Origin of the sequence: Cupriavidus pampae, assembly GCF_914271485.1 — a bacterium.
In the GTDB taxonomy this organism is placed as follows: Bacteria; Pseudomonadota; Gammaproteobacteria; order Burkholderiales; family Burkholderiaceae; genus Cupriavidus; species Cupriavidus pampae.
Genome location: NZ_CAJZAG010000017.1, coordinates 1 through 20322 on the forward strand (window position 1 = coordinate 1; position 20322 = coordinate 20322).

The window sequence follows — 20322 nt, forward strand, 5'->3', positions numbered from 1 at the left end:
CACATGCTGCCCGGGTAGCGGGAACCACTCGCTGTTCCATTGACCCGCGGCATTGGGCCAGAACGTGGAATAGACGCGGTTGTCGAAGCCAATGACGAACAGGTCCAGGTTACCCGGTGCCCGGGAGACTGCGGCGATCCGCTGCTTCTGGTGATCGAACACGTGCCGCCCGGGTAGCGGGAACCACTCGCTGTTCCATTGACCGGCGGCATTGGGCCAGAACGTGGAATACACGCGGTTGTCGAATCCAATGACGAACAGGTCCAGATTGCCCGGTGCACGGGAGACTGCGGCGATCTGCTGCGTCTGGTGGTCGAACACATGCTGCCCGGGTAGCGGGAACCACTCGCCGTTCCAGTTGCCAGCGACGTTGGGCCAGAACGTGGAATACACGCGGTTGTCGAATCCGATGACAAACAGATCCAGGTTGCCCGGTGCCCGGGAGACCGCGGCGACGTGTTGCTTGTCGCGGTCGAAAACCGCCTGACCGGGAAGTGAAAACCAATCATTGTGCCAACGCTGACTCATGTGTGGTTTCTCCTAAATCAGTCATAGCTGTGGGTCGCACTTGCGCGGGAGGAGCGATATGAAATGACGTTAGGCATGGCAATGCCAGGAGTCAATTTCACTTAATGTAGATCTGCCATGCACAGATATTAGAAGGTCGCGACATTGAAGCATTCGGCTAGGAAAACGCGATACTGCGCTGACATCCCCGCCGCACGCCCAGTTCGACGAACGGACGCCGATTTCCCATTTTCTTCGAAGAATTTCTCTTGCCCGTCGTCGTACCGTGGATAACGATCAAAGATCGTTATGTCCATCTTCACGAGTTCAGAATTTGAGGATCTCGCATTAGACTGAGAGCAAGAAAAACGCCCAAATACTTCCATTCTTTTCGCGTAATTGGGAGTTCACCCATACCGTCCGTGAGGAACGCCCATCCAATCACGAGGATGACGAGGATCGGCTTAATGACTAGGCCGGCTGGCTCCGCTAGTCGGCGTTCAAGTCGTTGCCGATTCAAATGCTCGCTCATAACGCCGTTAATCTGTTGTTATCGCGCCCCAAACTTTCTGGCCTTCCATCCGCGGTACGGACGCGCTGTATGTCGTGCAGGTCGCGATAAAGCCGGGCGCCTCTCCACTGCCACCCGGGCTTCACGCATGCACTGACAGCAGCCGACTCAAGGCAAGACCGGCTGCGCCGTAGCCCGCGCGATGATTGCGTCCGCATCGCGTTGCAGCAGGAACCGCTGCGCCACCAGATTGTTCGCGGCCGTGGTTACCGCCGCCACGTAGCCCGCCTGATTCACGTAAAGCGATTCCAGCGATGGTCGGCCATCGCCAGCCGCGATGCGCGCCGCGTCGGTCTTGTGGAACGGGATGAACGAGCCCGTCAGGTTAGACAGGTCGATGATCCCCGGCGTGGCCACGTAGTTAAACTCGATGCTGGTCCCCACCGGTACCCGTGCGTCCACGCTGTGGATGCCCGCCAGCGGAATGCCCGTCGACGTGTCCACCTGCGGCACCAGGATCGCATAGTCCCGATTCAGGTTCGTCGGAGGCAGTATCGTGGCGATGCCCGATTCATCCTGCGGACGGTACTGCGGACCGAAGTCGAACAGTGAATAGCCGTTGTATCGCGCGAGGTACTGGAAGTCCGGAATCGCGGTACCGCCGGCAACAGGCCACGTCAGTCCCTTCATCACCGGGAACGTCACCGCGCCCGGTTGCACGAGCGAGCCATCGGCCAGCTTCGGCACCTGGCTGGCCGGTGGTGCCACACCCCGCACGACCCAATCTTCCAGATCGATAAACAGTGCGCGGAAGGTGTCGTTGTGTTGGGTCACCGTGCCGGCTGGATAGACATTGCGCGTCGGTGCGAACGCAATGCTCGACGTACCGCCTGCCCCACCGTGCTGCGTGCCCGTGTAGTAGTAGATGCGCGCGTTGTCCGGTTGCGTCAGATCCCTGGTGCCATTGGCGTCGGTCAGCACCGGCGAGCCCTGCAGTTGCCAGAACTCGGTACCTGACAGCCCGAGGAAAAACTTCGGGCAGGTATTGGTCGCCGAGCATCGCGCCATCACTCCCCCACGCTGGCCCGAGATGTCATCGACATAGTCCTTGTCGAGCCCGCGCGGCGCGGTCTGGCCGAACGCCGTATGGTCGGTACGCAGTCCACCGCCGCCTCCGGGCACCGCAAAGCGCGTATTGACGTTGGTCTGCCGCGCGGCCACGTGCGCGTAGATGCCGTCGAACACCTTGCTGCCATCGAGCGCCTGATTGAAGCCCAGATGCAGGAAGGTCTTCATCGCATTGCCCGACTGCGATGTGCCCTGCCCGATCGTATTGGTAATGCGCCCCGCTACCGGATTCGGCGCCCCAGCGCTATCCGCCGTCTTGCTGCGGAAGAAGCTGATGGTGTCCCGCAGCGCTGCAAGGCCCACGCCCATGACCTTCGGATCCTTGGCCACGTACACGAGCTCGTACAGGTATGCCGGATCGAAGCCGCCGCGCAGGCAGACGTTCGCGGGGTCTGGCGTACCGGGGAACGGATTGGTGCCCGCATCGCACGTCGCGAACTTCCAGTCGCCGGCCGGAACGGGCACGCGTGCATCGGTCTCGTTCGCGCGCCGCGTAAGCGAATAACCGGGCTGCGTGTTGTCGAGGCTGGCCGGCGCGTATGGCAGCATGGTGCCGTTGAACACGCCGCCCGGTAATGTCATGGAAGGAGTCGCCGCAGTGGGGACCAGCTCGCTGCGATACGGACCGGTGATGGACGTGCCATCGGCGTTCTTCGCCACCGGCACAGTCACGGTCAGCCGTGCCGCGCTGGACTTCGGCACGTCGCCCTGCCACGCCGAATACAGCAGCACATAGCCGCGCTCGAGATAGACCGCATCGCTCGGCGTGGCCGTCGGATTGACCATCGTCAGGATATTGCCTCGGTTCGGCGCGTCGTAGCGCATGACACCGCTCGCCTTGCTCATGTCCTTTGGCTTGAGCATGACGAAGTCGGCGGTGTACTCGACCATGCCGTTGGCGTTGACGGGTGCAAGGGCCAGATCCTGGATGATCGCGTTCTTCGGGTCCTTCGGATCGACCTCGCCGCGGAGCGTGCCGGTGAGTTGCTCGTACTGGCCGACGGTTCCGTAGCTGCCCGGAAAGTCCTGCGTCGCGGTGACCTTCAGCGTCATCGCGGGAGCACGCGTGGCCGGCGCACCGCCGCCTCCCGTGCCACCACCATTGCCCGCGTTGTTGTCATCGCTGCCACCGCATGCGCCCAGCAGCAGCGCACCGGCCATCGTGCATGCCGCGAGCGCGCACGTCTTCCCCAGGTGTGGGAACACCTTTGTCATTTGCTGTCTCCTCGTTACGGGTTTCGTTACGTGACGTCACCTCGAAACTGAGTCTAAGCGCAGCAAATTAATCTTATAAATTGATTGTTTGGATGAATTTATCGAGATTACCGATGAGATCCCCAGCGGTGCCACAGCGGGCAACGGCTCAGAACTTTGGAATCCGCAGCGTCTTGCTGATCATCAGCGAGCCCGATAGTACGAACAGCAGTGCCATCGGATGCAGTACCGCCGGGCCGATTTGCCATGCGCCGCCGTAGAGTGCGTCGGCCAGTCGGTCCTGCGATGCGCACCATGCCAGCACGCCGGTCAGCACCACGCTCGTGGGGATCGGTGTGCCCTCGAAATACTTCACCTTGTTGGCACCGGCCGATAGCGTTTCCGCGGTAACGTTGAAGCGCGCGAGGCGACTCACGCCGCAGCATACGAAGTACGCCAGCGCGATCAGATCCCATCCGCCCCGCATGCCCGCGGCAAACGCCAGCGTGGCGGGCGCCACGCCAAACGAGATCACATCCGACAGCGAATCGAGTTCGCGGCCCAGCGCGGAGTGCGCGTGCCGCCAGCGCGCGATGCGGCCATCGAGCACGTCGAATATAAATGCGGCCGGCGCAAACGCGGCGGCCACGTAGAAATGCGATATCGAAGTTTCCGCGACGTAGAACATCGCGAAGAACACGGCGCCCATGCCGCATGCCGCATTGGCCAGCGTGAAGAAGTCCGCCAGCTGCAGGTCACGCAGCATCGAAAAATGCTTGGGTCGCTCGCTCGAAGTCGTCATCGTTACTCGGGTAGCGGACCCGATCGGTTTCCCGATCAGATCACGGTGTTGACGTGATACACGTTAGGCGGCGCGGCGAACGTATCGCCCACCAGCTTGCGCCACGTCTGAAAATCGTCGGACTCGCGGAAATGCACCATATGGTCTTCCACGGTTTCCCAGCCGACCACGAGGTTGTACTGCGCAGGCTGCTCGATCGAGCGCTGCAGGTTCATGCTCAGGCAGCCGCGCGCACGCGCGAACAGCGGCTTGGCCTGCGTCACGCCTGCTTCGAACTGCGCTTCCATGCCGGGCTTGACGGTGATCTGTGCGATTTCGTGAATCATGGTCTGATGTCTCTCGTTGAATAAACGCCATGCAAGCGGCGTGCCGTGTACCTTAGCAGATCGCGCGCAGGCGCGACACGGCGCCTATGGTCGATCGCGCCACGCTTACCGGTCGATCCAGCGATCGTTTGCAAATTTTCTAGCCGCTGCCCTTCTGCCGCAGCAATCCGACCACGAGGTAGGCAACCACCACCGCATTGGCGATAGCCAGCCCCACATGCAGCCACGTCGGATGGCGCACCGCCTCGTAGAACTCCACCGGAATATAGATGCCGCCCGACCACACGCCGAGCCATTTTCCCCACGGCAAGTTGTGCCATAACCCGTAGGCCTCGGCAAAGCGCATCACCGCGTAGACCGCGGCGGAGCCGCCGATCGCCCACAGTCGGCCATCGGTAGGATGCGCCAGCAGCGAAAGGAAAATTGTCGGATAGCGACTGGCGGGATTGATATGGAGGCGCGCCACGATGGCCTCCGCCAGCGCCTGCGCATCTCGATGCAGGAATGCGACCAGGCCGATGCCGGCCAGGATCACGAGCGCACCCTTGGCGGCCTCGAACAGCGCAATGCTCTTGAGGCCCAGTTGCGATGAAGCATGTGCCATGGCGATGAGAAAAATGTCGGGAGATCGACATTGTGCTACATCGGCGACATGTAGATCATCTGAGCCATGCTTAACGCCGGGATTCGCGCTCCACGATCGGCCCGTCGGCATCGATGCCGCCGCCCGCTTCGATCGCGCCGTCGACGGTGATCGGACCATCGACCTGCAGATCTCCGTGCACCACCATCGACCCGTGAATCGTTACCGGCCCGTTGAAGTCCTTGTACAACCCGCGTGGCGGCGGACGTGGATAACCGCCGCCCGGTGTGGCGAGCCAGCCTGCGGTAATTGGACCGCTTGCATGCACGTTGCCATCCACGCTTAAGTTGCCGTGCACGGTGACGGGTCCGCGCACATGCGCGGAGCCTCCCACGGCGATCGATCCAGCCACGGTAGGCTGCGCGCTCGCCGTCTCCACGGCTGCCGGCAGCACCAGCGTTGCCGCCACAAGCAGGCGGATTGCGTACCTCATGTTGCGCCTCCCAAAACGCCACTGGCGCGATGCCTCCAGTCTAGTGCCCTGGAAGCATCGCGCCAGCGATGCGAGTGCAACGGTTGGTAACCGTCGTAACGTTAGTTCGCCGCGGTCGTCTTCACCACCGCAGGCTTCGCGCCATCATTTGACGCGACCGACTCCGGCAGCGGACCCCAGCCGCCGCCGAGGCTGCGGACCAGCGACACGGTGGCCGAAGCACGCAGCCCGGCGACCGTGTTCGAATCGCGCTGCGACTGCAGCACGGTGCGATCCGCATCGATCACGGTCAAGTAGTCGACCGCGCCCGCATCGTAACGGCTGCGCGAAATACGCTGCGCGCGCTTCGCGCCCGCGATGGCCGTGTCCAGCGCCGTATTCTGCTGGCTCAGCCAACGCACGTCCGCCAGGCTGTCCTCGACCTCGCGGAACGCGTTCAGCACGGTCTGCCGATACGTGGCTTCCGACTCTTCATGCGCAGCGCGCGCACCAGCCAGATTGGCGCTGTTGCGGCCACCGTCGAACACGGTCTGCGCCAGCGTGGAGCCGACCAGCGGACCGATAGACCACGCCCGCGACGCATGCTTGAACAGATCGGCAAAGTTCGACGACTCGAAGCCGAAGATCGCGGACAGCGAGATGCGCGGATAGAACGCGGCCTTCGCCACCCCGATACGCGCGTTGGCGGCCGCCATCTGGCGCTCCGCCTGCGCGATATCGGGACGACGTTCGAGCAGTTCCGACGGCATGCCTGCCGGCACCGACAGCGGCGTCAGTTGCAGCGGACGCGCCGACAGCGAGAACTGCGCGGGCGCCAGGCCCGTCAGCACGGCGAGCGCATGCTCCTGATTCGCGCGGCGACGCTCGGTGGCAGCCAGATCCGCGCGCGCGGTGCCCAGCTCGGCCTCGGCGCGTGCCGGATCGAGGTCGGTGGTCTCACCGGCCTCGTAGCGCTTGCGCAGGAACGACAGCGCATCCTCGCGCAGCTTGATCGTGGCCAGCAGGATCTCGCGATCGCTGTCGAGCGTGCGCAGGCCAAAGTAGGCCTGTGCCACATCGGCCTGCAGCGCCAGCTGCACCGAGCGGAACAGGTTCTCGGCCGCTTCGCCGTCAGCCCGCGCCGCATTCACGTTGCTGGCTACGCGGCCGAACAGATCGAGCTCGTAGCTGGCAATCGCGCGCGCCCGGATCAGGGTCTGGATCGGCGGCGTGGTGCCGGCACCCAGATAGCTCACCGATGCCGCCGAATACTGCGTACGGGTCGGATCCACACCGAGACTGAGCTGCGGATACAGATCGGCTTCGGTCGCGCCGGTAAACGCACGCGCCTGCTTGACGCGCGCGGCGGCGGCCGCGAGGTCCTGGTTGCTCGAGTTGGCGGCAGCGACCAGACGATTCAGGTCCTCATCGCCGAACACGGTCCACCACTCTCCGCGCGCCTGGCCATCGGCCGGGGTCGCGGTCTTCCACTGGATGCCTTCGGTCTGCGCGGCCTCGGCTTCCTTGAACGTTGCCGTGTTGGCCGTCTCGGGCACCTTGTACGTCGGTGCCAGCGAGCAGCCCGCCAGCACCAGCGCGGCGGCCAGCGTGGCCAGGCGGGGTAACTGGTTGGTCAATTGGGCAATCATGGTTCTTCTCTCGTTTGAGTTTGTTTCGCCCTCACCCGTTTGGCTCCCCCTCCGTCACGGAGAGGATCGGGGTGAGGGCAATCTCGTTACTCGGCCGAAGCGATCGCGTCCGTGCGGCCCTGACCGGCTTCTGCTTCCCGCTTCTCGCGGCGCTCGCGGCGCGTAGCCAGCAGGCGCAGCGACACGTAGAACACCGGCGTCAGGAACAGCCCGAAGAACGTCACGCCCAGCATGCCGGCGAACACCGCCACACCCATCGCATGACGCATTTCCGCGCCGGCGCCGGTGGAGATTACCAGCGGCACCACACCCATGATGAACGCGAACGACGTCATCAGAATCGGGCGCAGACGCAGGCGGCTGGCTTCGATCGCGGCCTGCACCACGGTACGGCCGTGATGCTCGAGCTCGCGGGCGAACTCCACGATCAGGATCGCGTTCTTCGCTGACAGCCCGACAAGAACGATGAAGCCGATCTGCGTGAAGATGTTGTTGTCGCCACGCGTCAGCCACACACCGGTCATGGCCGCGAGCAGGCTCATCGGCACGATCAGGATCACGGCCAGCGGCATCGTCAGGCTTTCATACTGCGCGGCCAGCACCAGGAACACGAGCAGCACGCACAGCGGGAAGATCCAGATACCCGCGTTGCCGGCCAGGATGTCCTGGTACGTCAGGTCGGTCCACTCGAACTTGATGCCCTTCGGCAGCGTTTCCGCGGCGACACGTTCCACCGCAGCCTGAGCCTGACCCGAGGAGAAGCCCGGCGCCGGACCACCGTTGATATCGGCGGCCGTGAACGCGTTGTAACGCACCACGCTATCCGGACCAAAGCCCTGCTTCACCTTGACCAGCGACGACAGCGGCACCATCTCGCCCGACTGGTTGCGCACCTTCAGCTGCAGGATGTCCTCTGCATGGGCGCGGAACTGCGCATCCGCCTGCACCTTGACCTGATACGTGCGGCCGAACTTGTTGAAGTCGTTCGCATAGGTCGAGCCCAGGTACGTCTGCAGCGTGTCGAACACGTCCGTCACCGGCACGCCCAACTGCTTCGCTTTCACGCGGTCCAGCTGAACATCCAGCTGCGGCACGTTGATCTGGTAGTTCGAGAACAGGCCAGCCAGTTCCGGCGTGGCACGGGCCTTGCCAAGGAACGCGTTGGTCGCATCGAACAGCGCGTCATAGCCAAGGGCCTGACGATCCTCGATCATCATCTTGAAACCACCGATCGTGCCAAGGCCCTGCACCGGCGGCGGCGGGAACACCGCAATGAACGCGTCCTGAATGCCGGCACCGTACTTCTGGTTCAGCGCGGCCGCGATCGCATCGCCCGACAGATCCTTGGACTTGCGCTCGTCAAACGGCTTCAGCGTCGCGAACACGATGCCCTGGCTCGGGCTGTTCACAAAGCCGTTGATCGACAGACCCGGGAAGGCCACCGCCGATTCCACGCCCGGCTGCTTGAGCGCGATCTCCGACATGCGGCGAATCACGTCTTCCGTACGGTCCAGCGTGGCACCGTCAGGCAGCTTGGCAAAGCTCACCAGGTACTGCTTGTCCTGCGCCGGCACGAAGCCCTTCGGCACCATCTGGAAAATGCCCCAGGTGGCGACCAGCAGCACCGCGTAGACGCCAAACACGGCAGTCTTGCGGCCGATCACGCCCGTCACGCCCTTGCCGTAGCTTTCGCTGCTGCGGTGGAAGAAGCGGTTGAAGCGCTTGAAGAAGCCGCCCAGCACGCGATCCATCGCACGCGTCAGCCAATCCTTCGGCGCATCGTGGCCACGCAGCAGCAGCGCGGACAGGGCCGGCGACAGCGTCAGCGAGTTGAAGGCCGAGATGATCGTCGAGATCGAGATCGTCAGCGCGAACTGCTTGTAGAACTGGCCGGTCAGGCCCGACATGAACGCCAGCGGCACGAACACGGCGCACAGCGTCAGCGCGATCGCGATGATCGGGCCGCTGACTTCGCGCATGGCCTTGTAGGTGGCTTCCTTCGGCGGTAACCCTTCCTCGATGTTCCGCTCGACGTTTTCCACCACCACGATCGCATCATCCACCACGATACCGATGGCCAGCACCAGCCCGAACAGTGACAACGCATTGATGGAGAAGCCGAACGCATGCATCAGGCCGAACGTACCGACGATCGACACCGGCACTGCCAGCAGCGGGATGATCGACGCACGCCACGTCTGCAGGAACAGGATCACCACGAGCACCACCAGCGCAATCGCCTCGAACAGCGTATGCACCACGGCCTCGATACTGTGACGCACGAATTGCGTCGGGTCATAGACGATGCTGTAGTCCACGCCATCGGGGAAGCCTTCCTTCAGCTCCTCCATGGTCTTGCGCACGTCGTTCGAGATCTGGATCGCGTTGGAACCCGGCGACTGGAAGATCGGCAGCGCCACCGCGGACTTGTTGTCCAGCAGCGAACGCAGCGCGTATTCCGACGCACCCAGTTCGATGCGCGCGATGTCCTTCAGGTACGTCACGGCGCCATCGGGCGAGCTCTTGACGACGATATCGCCAAACTCCTCGACGGTCTGCAGACGACCCTGCGCGTTCACCGACAGTTGCAGGTCGGTGCCCGGCAGCGACGGCGACTGGCCGATCACGCCGGCCGCCACCTGCACGTTCTGCTCGCGAATCGCGCGCACCACGTCCGATGCGGACAGCTGACGCTCGGCAATCTTCTCCGGGTTCAGCCACACTCGCATCGAGTAGTCACCCGAACCAAACATCTGCACCTGACCCACGCCCTGGATCCGCGCGAGGCGGTCCTTGACGTTGATCAGCGCGTAGTTACGCAGGTACGTCATGTCATAGCGGTCGTTCGGCGACACCAGGTGGACCACCATGGTGAGGTCGGGCGAGCTCTTGACAGTCGTGATACCCAGACGACGCACGTCCTCGGGCAGACGCGGCTCGGCTTGCGCGACCCGGTTCTGCACGAGCACCTGAGCCTTGTCAGGATCGGTACCGAGCTTGAACGTCACCGTCAGCGTCAGCGAACCGTCGCTGTTGGCCTGCGAGTTCATGTACAACATGTCCTCGACGCCGTTGATCTGCTCCTCCAGCGGCGTAGCCACGGTCTCGGCAATCACCTTCGGGTTGGCGCCCGGGAACTGCGCGCGCACAACGACCGACGGCGGTACCACTTCCGGGTACTCCGAGATCGGTAACTTGAACATCGAGATGGCGCCGATCAAGAAGATCAGCACCGACAGCACACCCGCAAAAATCGGGCGATCGATAAAAAATTTCGAGAGATTCATCTTGGTCTCGGCGAAAGCGCTTCCCCTGGCCGTCCGCCTGAGCGGACGCCATCAACAAACGGGAAGTTTCTGGTCTACGGGGGCTCTGGCTGGAAAGCGCTCAGCTCACCGGTTTTGCCGCGGGTTTCTCGTTGCCACCGACCACCTGCTCGGCAGCCTTGTCGGCCTGCTCTGCCTGCTTCGGGGCATTCGGATTAGCCTTCGGCTGAAGTTCGCTGCGGAAGGCCATGTCCACGACCTTCGGGGCCACGGCATCGCCGGGACGCACGCGCTGCAGGCCATTCACGACGATGTTCTCGCCGGGAGTCAGGCCCTTGCGAATCACGCGCAGCCCTTCGTACGTCGGTCCGAGATCGACTTCGCGATAACCGAGCTTGTTGTCCTTGCCCACCACCAGCACAAACTTTTTGCCCTGATCGGTGCCGATCGCGCGGTCGTTGATCAGCACGGCCGCATGCGGCGAACCGCCACCGAGCTTGACCTTGGCGTAGAGCCCCGGCAGCAGACGACCATCTTCATTGTTGAAGACGGCGCGCATGCGGATGGTGCCGCTACGCGTGTCCAGGCGGTTGTCCACCCACTGCACCTTGCCTTCGCGCGGATTGCCATCCTCGTCGGCCAGACCCAGGAACACCGGCAGATCCTTCTTGCCGCCGCCCGCGCCCGGCGCGGTGAAGCGCAGGTAGCTCTGTTCATCCACATCAAAGCTTGCGTAGATCGGCGAGACCGACACCACCGTGGTCAGTGCCGGCGACGATGCACCAGCCGCCACGAGGTTGCCCACCGTGATTTCGGCCTTCGACACGCGACCGGTCACCGGCGCGACGATGCGCGTGTAGCTGAGGTTCAGCCGCGCGGACTCGAGCGCTGCCTGCGCGCCACGCACGTCGGCGGTGGTTTCGCTGGCAGTGTTGATGCGCTCGTCGTATTCGCGCTTGGAGATCGCGTTGTCGTCCAGCAGGCGCTGAGCCCGTGCCTTCTCGGTCTGCGCGTGCGAGGCGCGGACCTGTGCGGCGGCGAGCGCGGCGTCGGCACGTGCCACTTCGGCAGCGTACGGGCGCGGGTCGATGGTAAAGAGCGGATCGCCCTTCTTCACGATCGCGCCTTCGCGGAAATGCACGGTGTCGATGGTGCCGGAGACGCGCGGACGAATCTCCACGCGATCGACGGCCTCCATGCGGCCCGAGAACTCATCCCACTCCGTGATGGTCTTGCCGACCACCGATGCTACTTCCACCGAAGGTGCCGGCGGGGTGGCGGTGTTGGCCTGCGCTTCGCCCCCATGCCACGGACGCAGGACCGAGGTTGCCACGCCAATACCGAGAACCGCCACGATGGCAACGGCAATCAGCGTGCGTCGAGACTGGTGATTCATGATTTCTTCACTCCGTGTTTCTGTCGGGTTTTCTTCAACTGAAAGCAAAAATTGGCCGAACGCGCCCCGCCGGGCCCAGGGACCCGGAAAAAAGGGGGAATACCGTGTTGACGTCCGTCTTGACGTCCGTCATGACGTCGTAAAGCCCGGCCCAAGTGATGCTCGGCCGCGCTATACCGTTACGGTGATCGCCAGCATGAAAGACTGCTGGCCTCTAAATCCGGCAGCTCTATGCGCCGGACCGGCGTTCGGGCCGGGATGAGGCGTCGTCGCCCTGCGAAAAGCAATCCCGCAGGAATCGCGCACCTTCGTTAACCCATGCCTGGCAAGCCTCATGGGACTGTTCCACCCCGTCGCCACAGGCGCCGGGCATGATCATGGTTTCGGCCGGCACCCCGGCCTTGCGCAGGCGCTCGGCGAACGCTTCGCCCTCCGCCCGCAATGCATCCAGTTCGGCCACCTGCACCAGGGCGGGGGGCAGTCCGCCCAGCCTCGACGCCATCGCCGGCGCGGCATATGGATGCACGCTGTCTGCCGGCGTAGGCAGGTAGTCTCGATAATTGCACGCTAATTGCTGCAAGGTTTCCATCGATACACGGCGAGGGCCGGCCGTGCACGATGCATGTTGCAGGCATGGGTCCGTCACCGGTCGAATCAGCCATTGGCCCGCCGGTTGCGGCAGTCCACGATCGCGCAGCATCTGCGACAGCGCGATCGCCAGATTGCCTCCGGCTTCTTCCCCAACGACTGCAAAACGCGACTTGTCTACTTTCAGGCGGCGCGCGTGCTTGAGCACCCACGCCACCGTATTCACTGCATCTTCTGGCGCGGCCGGGAACGGATTCTCCGGCGCCAGCGAATAATTCGGGGTCACCACCACCGCCGGCACGGTACTGGCCAGATCCCGCGCCAGCTCGCATGCCGCGTCGCAATCGCCCTGCACAAAGCCACCAGCATGCAGGTACACCAGCCACGGCAGCAAACCGCTGCTGGCCTGGGCGCCACCGGGGGCATATCCCGCAGGGTAGCTCACCCAGACGGTAATCGTACGGTCGCCGCTGACCACCTCATGCTGTGCCACGCGCGCCGCCACCTGCTTCACAGGGGCTTCCGGGTTACGCGAATTGGACGTCTTGGGCATTTGGCTGGTGCCGCATCGTGCGTCCACGGGCGGCGATCAAGTGTTGCGATGCAACGAATTATGGTGATTGACAGGGATGGGATAAAGCAAGAGATTGCCAACGCACTGTTTCTGAGGTGGAATAATCGATGAATCATTGTTGTGCGGACACCAATGGCGCGGCCACCTGAGTCTTACCGGCACTTCCATTGGCAAAGATGGCGGAAATGTGATTCACTGCCGTGCTTTCCAGCGACGTTATCAGTGGTTAACTGCCACGATTCGTCTGTAACCATCGTCGTCGGAAGTCGCTTTGGACCCGGTTTTGGACTCAATACCATGGATCGCTTAGTCTCAATGCAGGCATTCACGCGGGTGGTGGATGTTGGCAGTTTCGCCCGCGCGGCCGAGTCTCTCGACCTCCCCAAGGCCACACTCACCCGCCTGATCCAGAATCTGGAGACCCATCTCGGGGTCAAGCTCCTGCACCGGACCACCCGCCGCATCAGCGTGACGACCGATGGCGCCGCCTATTACGAACGCTGCGTGCGCATTCTCGCGGATGTCGAGGAGGCCGAGCAGTCGCTCACCCGGCACAATAACTCCCCGCGCGGCACCTTATGTGTAGACACGGTGGCCGGCCTCGCGCAGATGGTGCTGATCCCCAACCTGCAGGGTTTCTTTGACGCCTACCCCGAGCTCAAGCTCGAGCTGACGCTCAACGGCAAGCCGATCGACCTGCTCAAGGAAGGCGTGGACGTGGTGCTGCGCGTCGGCAATCCGCTTGACGAGACCATGGTGGCGCGGCGCGTGGGTGTGCTCAAGCTCGCGATGTACGCATCGCCGATCTATCTGCGGCGTTCCGGCACACCGACCAACCTGACCGAGCTCGCGCAGCACAAGGCGATCAACTACCTGTCCAATCGCACCGGACGGGAAATGCCATGGCCACTCGCGCGCGGTGACGAGCAAGGCGAGATCCTGCTGCCGTCCGTGATCTCGACCAACGATGCCGAGGTGTATCTCGGCTGCGCACTCGAAGGTCATGGCATCGCGCGCATCTCGCGCGCGATGGCGGAGCCTTATGTGGCCAGCGGCAGGCTGGTGGAGGTCATGCCGGACTGGCAGACCGAAGAGTTGCCGATCTCGGCGATGTATCCGCAGAATCGCCACCTCTCGGCCAAGGTGCGCGTGTTCGTCAACTGGGCCGCCGATCTGTTCTCGCGGCATCCGCACTTCGGTGCCGCGCAGCAGCCATCCACGCGCGACACGATTCGCGCGCTTGCCGCGGCGGGTTGAGATTCATGCGGTTCCGGCGCGACCCGCCCATCAGGGTAGGCGTCCGGGGAAGGCTTATGCCCGGGGTTCGGGCACGCATGCTGACATCGCACCTCGATATCGGTAGTCAGATTGACCACCGATATCGGAACGACCAGCAGGTAAGGCGAGAATTTGAGCAGCTTGGAAAGTTTCAGGAGCCATGGCAGGAATGTGAGGAGAGTATTCATATTGTTGTGAGGAACGATTTACGTCATGCCTGATGGACATGACAGCAACCATTCTTCGCTCTGCCTCGCCTCCTGTGAATCAGATATCTCCGAATGTTAGTTCGGACTCAGCTCTGTAGCGTGATCCGGTTCACCACGTCCTCCACGCCCTGGACGTACCAGGCATCGCGCTCGGCCTGCCGGCGCGTGCCTTCGTTGGTCACGTAGCCGTCCAGCGTCACCACCCTTCCCTCCGTCCGCACGCGGATACGACTCGCATCGACAAACGGATCGGTCTCCAGCACCAGTTGCAGCGCTTCCGTGACCTCGTCGTCGCGATCGGTCTCGGCGGGCGCCACGACGATCTCGTTGATGACACAACGGCAACCACCCGACCACCAGGCCAGCACACCGGCCAGCCGCATGTGCGAGAGGCTGATGACATTGCCGCGCAACGTGACCACGCCACCGCTGGCCGCCACCTCGATCCATCCGCTACGCTCGCCCACCGCTTCGCGCACAGGTTCCACATGGCCCTTCACATGCGCGCAGATGCGGCAGTTGCGAAAGTCGATCGCATTGAGCAGACGCTCGCACACGGCGTCGCGCAACGCACCGTCACCAACCGGTACCGCGCCATCGGTCACGCGCAGGTGATCGATCACGGCGCTCACGCCGTCCACGCGGCGCACGTGTGCCGCCGCACGCGTCTTGTCCACGATACTGCCCACTTCCCCCTCGAGGATGAGCGCCCCGTCCGATAGCCGAAGATGGATCGCGGGATGCAGCTGGCGGCCCTGATACGGTACTTGTGAAAGCGCGGCGCGCGCCTGCGTCAACACCGTTTCATTGCTAGGCATGATGTCCTCCTTTGGGGAAAAATTCGACGGGGAAGCATCCAATCGATTATAGAAATCGAGACAGAAGGGTCCAGCCGAGACCGTCGAATCACGTTTCAAACAACTGCTCATCGCCGCGCAACTTACAACCGAACGGGTGCCCTAAACCTCTGCCGTGCTCACTCCGAGACATCGCGACACATGCTCCCACGACCCGGAAACCCAATCCCCGTAACGGTTTCCGCATATCGGATGGAGTTCAGTGATACTAAGATCACTGCGTCAGTGAATTAAAATTAATTGAACGTTGTAAATCCTGTGGCGACGACGATGGCGCTCGATACCATCACTTCATCGGCTGTAACGGAACCCTTCGATGATGCAACGACCGTCTCGCCGCCTTTCCCTGCGCATCGCCGCGTTTGCAGCGTTGTCCGCGTTCCCGTTGTGGCTCGGCGCCGCGACCAAGACCACCACCTTCACCGTCAGGCTGACGCTGACCAACGATTGCACGATCGCCGCGAGCGACCTCGACTTCGGTAGCACCGGTGTGCTCGCGGCCAACGTCGATCAGACGTCGACGGTCTCGGTCACGTGCAGCACCGGCGCCCCGTACCAGGTGGGGCTCGATGGCGGCACCACCGCCAGCAGCACCATCGCCAACCGCCTGATGACCGGCCCCACTGCGGCCACGGTGCAGTTCCAGATCTATCGCGACGCCGCGCGCACGCAGATCTGGGGCAACACGCCCAACACGGACACCGTAGGTGGCACCGGTAACGGCACCGCGCAACCTCTCACGATGTATGGGCGCGTGCCTACGCAGACGACGCCTGGCGCGGGCGCGTACACCACCACGGTCACGGCGACGATCAACTTCTGATGCGCCGCGCCGCCACACGGCGGCGTCCGGGTTCCGCAACGCTGCCGGCACTGGCGCTGGCCGCGCTGGCAGCGGTTTGCCCGGCGCACGCCACTTCGCTTCAAATCACGCCGGTACGGATCGACCTGCCCGCTGGCGCGGGTGCGGCCGCGCTGACCCTGCGTAATCAGGGCAATACTCCTATTCACGCGCAGGTACGCGTGTACCGCTGGACGCAGGACGATGGCAACGACGCGCTTGGTGCTACGGAGGAAGTGGTAGCCAGCCCGCCGATCGTGCGCATTCAGGGCGGGGCCGATCAACTCGTGCGCATCGTGCGTCCCGCACCCGCCACGCCGTCCGACCGGCCCGGTGGCGAGGCCGCGTATCGCCTGTTGATCGACGAACTGCCAGTGCCGGACGCCGTGCCCGATGCCTCCGGCGTCAAGCTGCAACTGCGCTATTCGGTGCCGGTCTTCGCGGGCACGCCGGCCAACACCGCACCGCCGCGGCTGGTCATGCATCTCTGGCGCAACGAGGATGGCAATAGCGACGGCAATAACAAGCGCGGCTGGATCCTGTCGGTACGCAATGCGGGCCAGCGTCATGCGCGCCTCAGCGATATCGCGCTCGTCAACGCGGGGCAACGCATCAACGTCGCCAGTGGTCTGTTCGGCTACGCGTTGCCCGGCGCGATGCGCATCTGGAAGATCAATCTACCCGCGAATTTCGCGCCCGCCAGCAGCATGCGGCTCGACGGTGCGGTCAACGGCGAACCGCAAAGCCTGCCGGTCACGGCTGGCCGCCCCTAGGAACGCATGGCATGCCGCCGCGCGCTTCCGACCTGGGGGACATGGGGAATCCGGCGAGCCCGGCTGGGCTGGATGGTCTGCATGGCATTCGTGCTTGTCCCCACCGCGCACGCCGACGACGGGGCCGCCTCGCCGGTCCAGACCACATATCTCGAGGTCATGCTCAACGGTGTGACCACCGGCGCGGTCGCGCGCTTTGCAGAAAACGGTGGCGCGTTATCGACGCCGATCGAGGAACTGGGCGAGCTCGGCTTGCGCGCCGACCCCGCGCTGGCCGGTCCAAACGGCATGGTCCCGCTCGATCGCCTGCCTGGCGTGACCTATCGCTATGAGCCGGGCATGCAGCGCGTCTACCTGAACGTCGAGGACAGCCAGCGCCTGCCGGCGCAACTCGGCACGCGTGGACGGGTACGGCCACCGGTCACGCACGGCTATGGCTTCGTGCTCAACTACGAGGCCTACGCGCAGCCCGACACCGGCAACGAGCTCGGCCTGTACACCGAGCAGCGGTTCTTTCATCCCGGCGGTGTGTTCAGCAACACCGGCGTCTCGACGTTCTACAACGGCAACAACCGTTACTTACGGCTCGACACGTCGTGGAGCCACGCGGATCCCACCGGCCTGCAGTCGATCCAGATCGGCGATGCGATCACGGGCGCGTTGCCATGGAGCCGGCCGGTGCGCATCGGCGGCATCCAGATTCGGCGCAACTTCGGTCTGCGGCCGGATCTGATCACCTATCCCCTGCCCGCGCTCGGCGGCTCGGCTGCCGTGCCGGGCGCGGTCGACCTGTATATCAACAACGTGCGCCAGTACACCGGGCAGGTGCCAAGCGGCCCGTTCGTCATCAACAACGCGCCGGCACTGAGCGGCGCGGGTCAGGCGACCATCGTCGTGCGCGATGCGCTCGGCCGCGACGTCAGTACCACGGTGCCGCTGTACATCGATTCACGCTTGCTGGCCAAGGGCCTGTTCGACTATTCGTTCGAGGCCGGCTTTGCGCGCACCTCGTATGGGATCGATTCGTTCCGCTATGACACCGCGCCCGCGGCGAGCGGCTCGGTGCGTTACGGTCTGAGCGATGCCATCACGCTCGAGGGTCATGGTGAGGCCTCGCGCGGCGTGGGCATAGCGGGCGCGGGCGTGCTGTTCAAACTACCGCTGACGGGCGTGCTGAACCTGTCCACGAGCACCAGCGCATCGGGCGGTCAACAGCTTGGCCTCGGCTATCAATGGCGCACGCCCGCGTTCAGCATCGACGTACAGGGCACGCGCGCATTCGGTGACTACAAGGATCTGGCCGCGAGTACTGGCGCGCCGATGCCGAGCGCACTGTATCGCGGCACGGTGTCGGTGCCGCTCGGCCGCAGTGGCAATGTCGCCGCGAGCTACGTCAATCTGTCGGACCCGATCTATGGCGCCGCGCGCATCGGTTCGCTGGCGTGGACCGCGCAGCTCGGGCGGCGCGCCGCGTTCACGGCCAGCACGTACCGCGACTTCGCCGCGGGCTCGTCGTATGGCGTGTCGCTGTCGTTGACCTTCCTGATCGACAACGCCACCACGGCCTCCTCCACGGTCGGCCGTGAAGGCGGCAACCCGACCATGATCGGCGCGGTCAGCCACACCGTGCCCTACGAAGGCGGCTGGGGCTGGCAGGTCGGCGGCCAGCGCGGTGGCGACATGTGGCGTGGCTTTGCGCAGACCAACCTGCGCGGACGCTATGGCGAGGCCTATGCCGCCGTGCAGGACCTGCAGGGCCGCGTGACCACCGCGTTCGGCGCCAGCGGCTCGCTCGTGGCGATGGACGGCACCGTGATGGCCGGGCGCCGCATCGATCAGAGCTTCGCGCTGGTCTCCACTGGCGGCGTGCCCGACCTGCCCGTGCTGGTCGAGAACCGCCGCATCGGCACCACCGACGGCGGCGGTCACTTCCTCGTGCCGAACCTGCTGCCATACGATGCGAACCGCATCGAGATCGATGCACTGAACCTGCCGATCAACACGCGCCTGAGCTCCACGCGCCTGTCGATTGCACCCGCGCTGCAGTCAGGCGCGGTGGCAGCGTTCTCGATCCAGTCGTTCCGTGGCGGCCAGGTGGTCCTGACCGATGCTGCCGGCGCGCCACTGACAGCCGGCACCGCAGTACTGCACGTGGAAAGCGGTGATCGCACCGTGGTGGGCTACGATGGCCTCGCGTTCTTCGAATCGCTACGCGACGACAACACGTTCCGCGCCGATCCCGAGCAAGGCCCCTGCACCGCGCGCCTGCGCTATGCCGCGAGCAGCGATCCTCTGCCACGACTGGGCCCGATCGCCTGCGTCGGCAGCCCGCCATGAGCGCGCGCCTGTTCTGTCTGCTGACGATGCTGGTGGCGCTATGCGCCGGCATGTCGCAGGCGCATGCCGTGTGCACCGCCACCGCGCCCTCGGTCACGTTCGGCAGCTACAGCCCGGTGTCGGGCAATAGCGTCGATGTCAACGGCAGCATTACGATCAATTGCACTGGTATCTCGGTGTCCACACGCGTGCGTACCTGCATCAATATCGGTACCGGTGCGGGCGGCACCACCGTGTCTCCACGCATCATGCTCAGCGGCACGCGGCCGCTGCAATTCAATATCTACTCGGACAGCTACACCACGCCATGGGGTGCGCGCAGTACCGCCGGGTTCGCGCCGATCATGCTGGACTTTCCGGTGTTGCTCGGCAATGGCACGGCCACGGCGAATTATTTCGCGCGCCTGTTCGCCAACCAGTCGACCGCCATCGCTGGCAACTACACCTCCACCTTCAGCGGACTCAATGCGGAGGTCACCTACCTCGAGTACGGCCTGCTCATCCCCGCGCCCGATTGCGCAACGCTGGCGAGTCCCAGCATTCCCATCACCTTCACCGCCACCGCCACGGTCGCCAACGACTGCGTGATCACCGCCAACACGCTCGACTTCGGCACGGCCGGCGTCCTCAATGCCGCGCTCGATGCCAATGGCTCGCTCTCGGTGCGCTGCACGCTCAACGCGCCGTATTCGATCGCGCTCAACGCTGGCATCGGCACCGGCGCGACGGTCGCCGCGCGCCGCATGACGCGGGTCAGCGGCACGCAGACGGTCGGCTATCAGCTGTTTCGCAATGCCGCGCGGACAGAACTCTGGGGCGATGGCACTGCCGGCACACTCACGGTCAGCGGTACCGGCACAGGCACCGCGCAGATCATCAACCTCTATGGCCGCGTACCCGCGCAGACCACACCGCAGGCCGGTACGTATCAGGACACGGTGACCGTGACGATTACCTATTGAGGCGCGGTTGACGATCCACACCGATGCGCGGACGATAAAGCCCTGCGCCATCGCGTCTTCGGGAGAGCC

At 64.0% G+C, this 20322-nt stretch carries 16 protein-coding genes; 5 read left to right on the forward strand and 11 right to left on the reverse strand.

Annotated features, from left to right (window positions below):
* From LDO41_RS31525 to LDO41_RS31570, 10 genes are all read right to left on the reverse strand, one after another.
* Nucleotides 1-528 (reverse strand): hypothetical protein (locus LDO41_RS31525; protein WP_223995391.1); only part of this gene is annotated, 528 nt, incomplete at its 3' end.
* Between the two features lie 658 nt (nt 529-1186).
* On the reverse strand, nt 1187-3361 hold the full coding sequence (locus LDO41_RS31530; protein ID WP_223995392.1) for an alpha/beta hydrolase domain-containing protein: 2175 nt from the start codon (nt 3359-3361) through the stop codon (nt 1187-1189).
* 148 nt (nt 3362-3509) lie between these two features.
* Entirely contained in the window at nt 3510-4142 is a 633-nt protein-coding gene (locus LDO41_RS31535) for a CDP-alcohol phosphatidyltransferase family protein (protein WP_223995393.1), read from the reverse strand.
* Nucleotides 4143-4177: 35 nt separating this feature from the next.
* Complete coding sequence (locus tag LDO41_RS31540) at nt 4178-4468, reverse strand: antibiotic biosynthesis monooxygenase family protein (protein WP_223995394.1); 291 nt, start codon at nt 4466-4468, stop codon at nt 4178-4180.
* 139 nt (nt 4469-4607) lie between these two features.
* Nucleotides 4608-5072, reverse strand: coding sequence for a DUF2127 domain-containing protein (locus LDO41_RS31545; protein WP_223995395.1), 465 nt, complete (start codon nt 5070-5072; stop codon nt 4608-4610).
* 70 nt (nt 5073-5142) lie between these two features.
* On the reverse strand, nt 5143-5544 hold the full coding sequence (locus tag LDO41_RS31550) for a hypothetical protein (RefSeq protein ID WP_223995396.1): 402 nt from the start codon (nt 5542-5544) through the stop codon (nt 5143-5145).
* Nucleotides 5545-5645: 101 nt separating this feature from the next.
* A complete protein-coding gene (locus LDO41_RS31555) occupies nt 5646-7172 on the reverse strand; it encodes an efflux transporter outer membrane subunit (RefSeq protein ID WP_223995397.1) in 1527 nt (508 codons plus the stop codon).
* 86 nt (nt 7173-7258) lie between these two features.
* Nucleotides 7259-10459, reverse strand: a complete 3201-nt coding sequence (locus tag LDO41_RS31560; protein WP_223995398.1) for an efflux RND transporter permease subunit — start codon at nt 10457-10459, stop codon at nt 7259-7261.
* Nucleotides 10460-10559: 100 nt separating this feature from the next.
* Nucleotides 10560-11834 (reverse strand): efflux RND transporter periplasmic adaptor subunit, encoded by a 1275-nt coding sequence (locus LDO41_RS31565; RefSeq protein ID WP_223995399.1) that lies wholly within the window; start codon nt 11832-11834, stop codon nt 10560-10562.
* 229 nt (nt 11835-12063) lie between these two features.
* Nucleotides 12064-12975, reverse strand: a complete 912-nt coding sequence (locus LDO41_RS31570; RefSeq protein ID WP_223995400.1) for an alpha/beta hydrolase — start codon at nt 12973-12975, stop codon at nt 12064-12066.
* 318 nt (nt 12976-13293) lie between these two features.
* On the opposite strand from LDO41_RS31570, the gene LDO41_RS31575 reads away from it, so the two are divergent.
* Nucleotides 13294-14253 carry a LysR family transcriptional regulator gene (locus LDO41_RS31575; RefSeq protein WP_223995401.1) on the forward strand — a complete coding sequence of 320 codons (960 nt, stop codon included), beginning with the start codon at nt 13294-13296 and terminating at the stop codon, nt 14251-14253.
* A 316-nt stretch (nt 14254-14569) separates the two neighbouring features.
* Here LDO41_RS31575 and LDO41_RS31580 read toward each other — a convergent pair whose 3' ends face one another.
* Entirely contained in the window at nt 14570-15301 is a 732-nt protein-coding gene (locus LDO41_RS31580) for a BON domain-containing protein (RefSeq protein ID WP_223995402.1), read from the reverse strand.
* Nucleotides 15302-15659: 358 nt separating this feature from the next.
* Between LDO41_RS31580 and LDO41_RS31585 the strand changes: the two genes are divergently transcribed.
* The 4 genes from LDO41_RS31585 (at nt 15660) to LDO41_RS31600 (ending at nt 20253) form a co-directional block, all read left to right on the forward strand.
* A complete protein-coding gene (locus tag LDO41_RS31585) occupies nt 15660-16163 on the forward strand; it encodes a Csu type fimbrial protein (protein ID WP_223995567.1) in 504 nt (167 codons plus the stop codon).
* On the forward strand, nt 16163-16954 hold the full coding sequence (locus LDO41_RS31590) for a fimbrial biogenesis chaperone (protein ID WP_223995403.1): 792 nt from the start codon (nt 16163-16165) through the stop codon (nt 16952-16954). Before LDO41_RS31585 ends, LDO41_RS31590 begins: the two co-directional genes overlap by 1 nt.
* Nucleotides 16955-17035: 81 nt before the next feature.
* A complete protein-coding gene (locus LDO41_RS31595; protein ID WP_223995404.1) occupies nt 17036-19291 on the forward strand; it encodes a fimbria/pilus outer membrane usher protein in 2256 nt (751 codons plus the stop codon).
* Complete coding sequence (locus LDO41_RS31600) at nt 19288-20253, forward strand: Csu type fimbrial protein (protein ID WP_223995405.1); 966 nt, start codon at nt 19288-19290, stop codon at nt 20251-20253. Before LDO41_RS31595 ends, LDO41_RS31600 begins: the two co-directional genes overlap by 4 nt.
* The last annotated feature ends 69 nt before the right edge of the window (nt 20254-20322 follow it).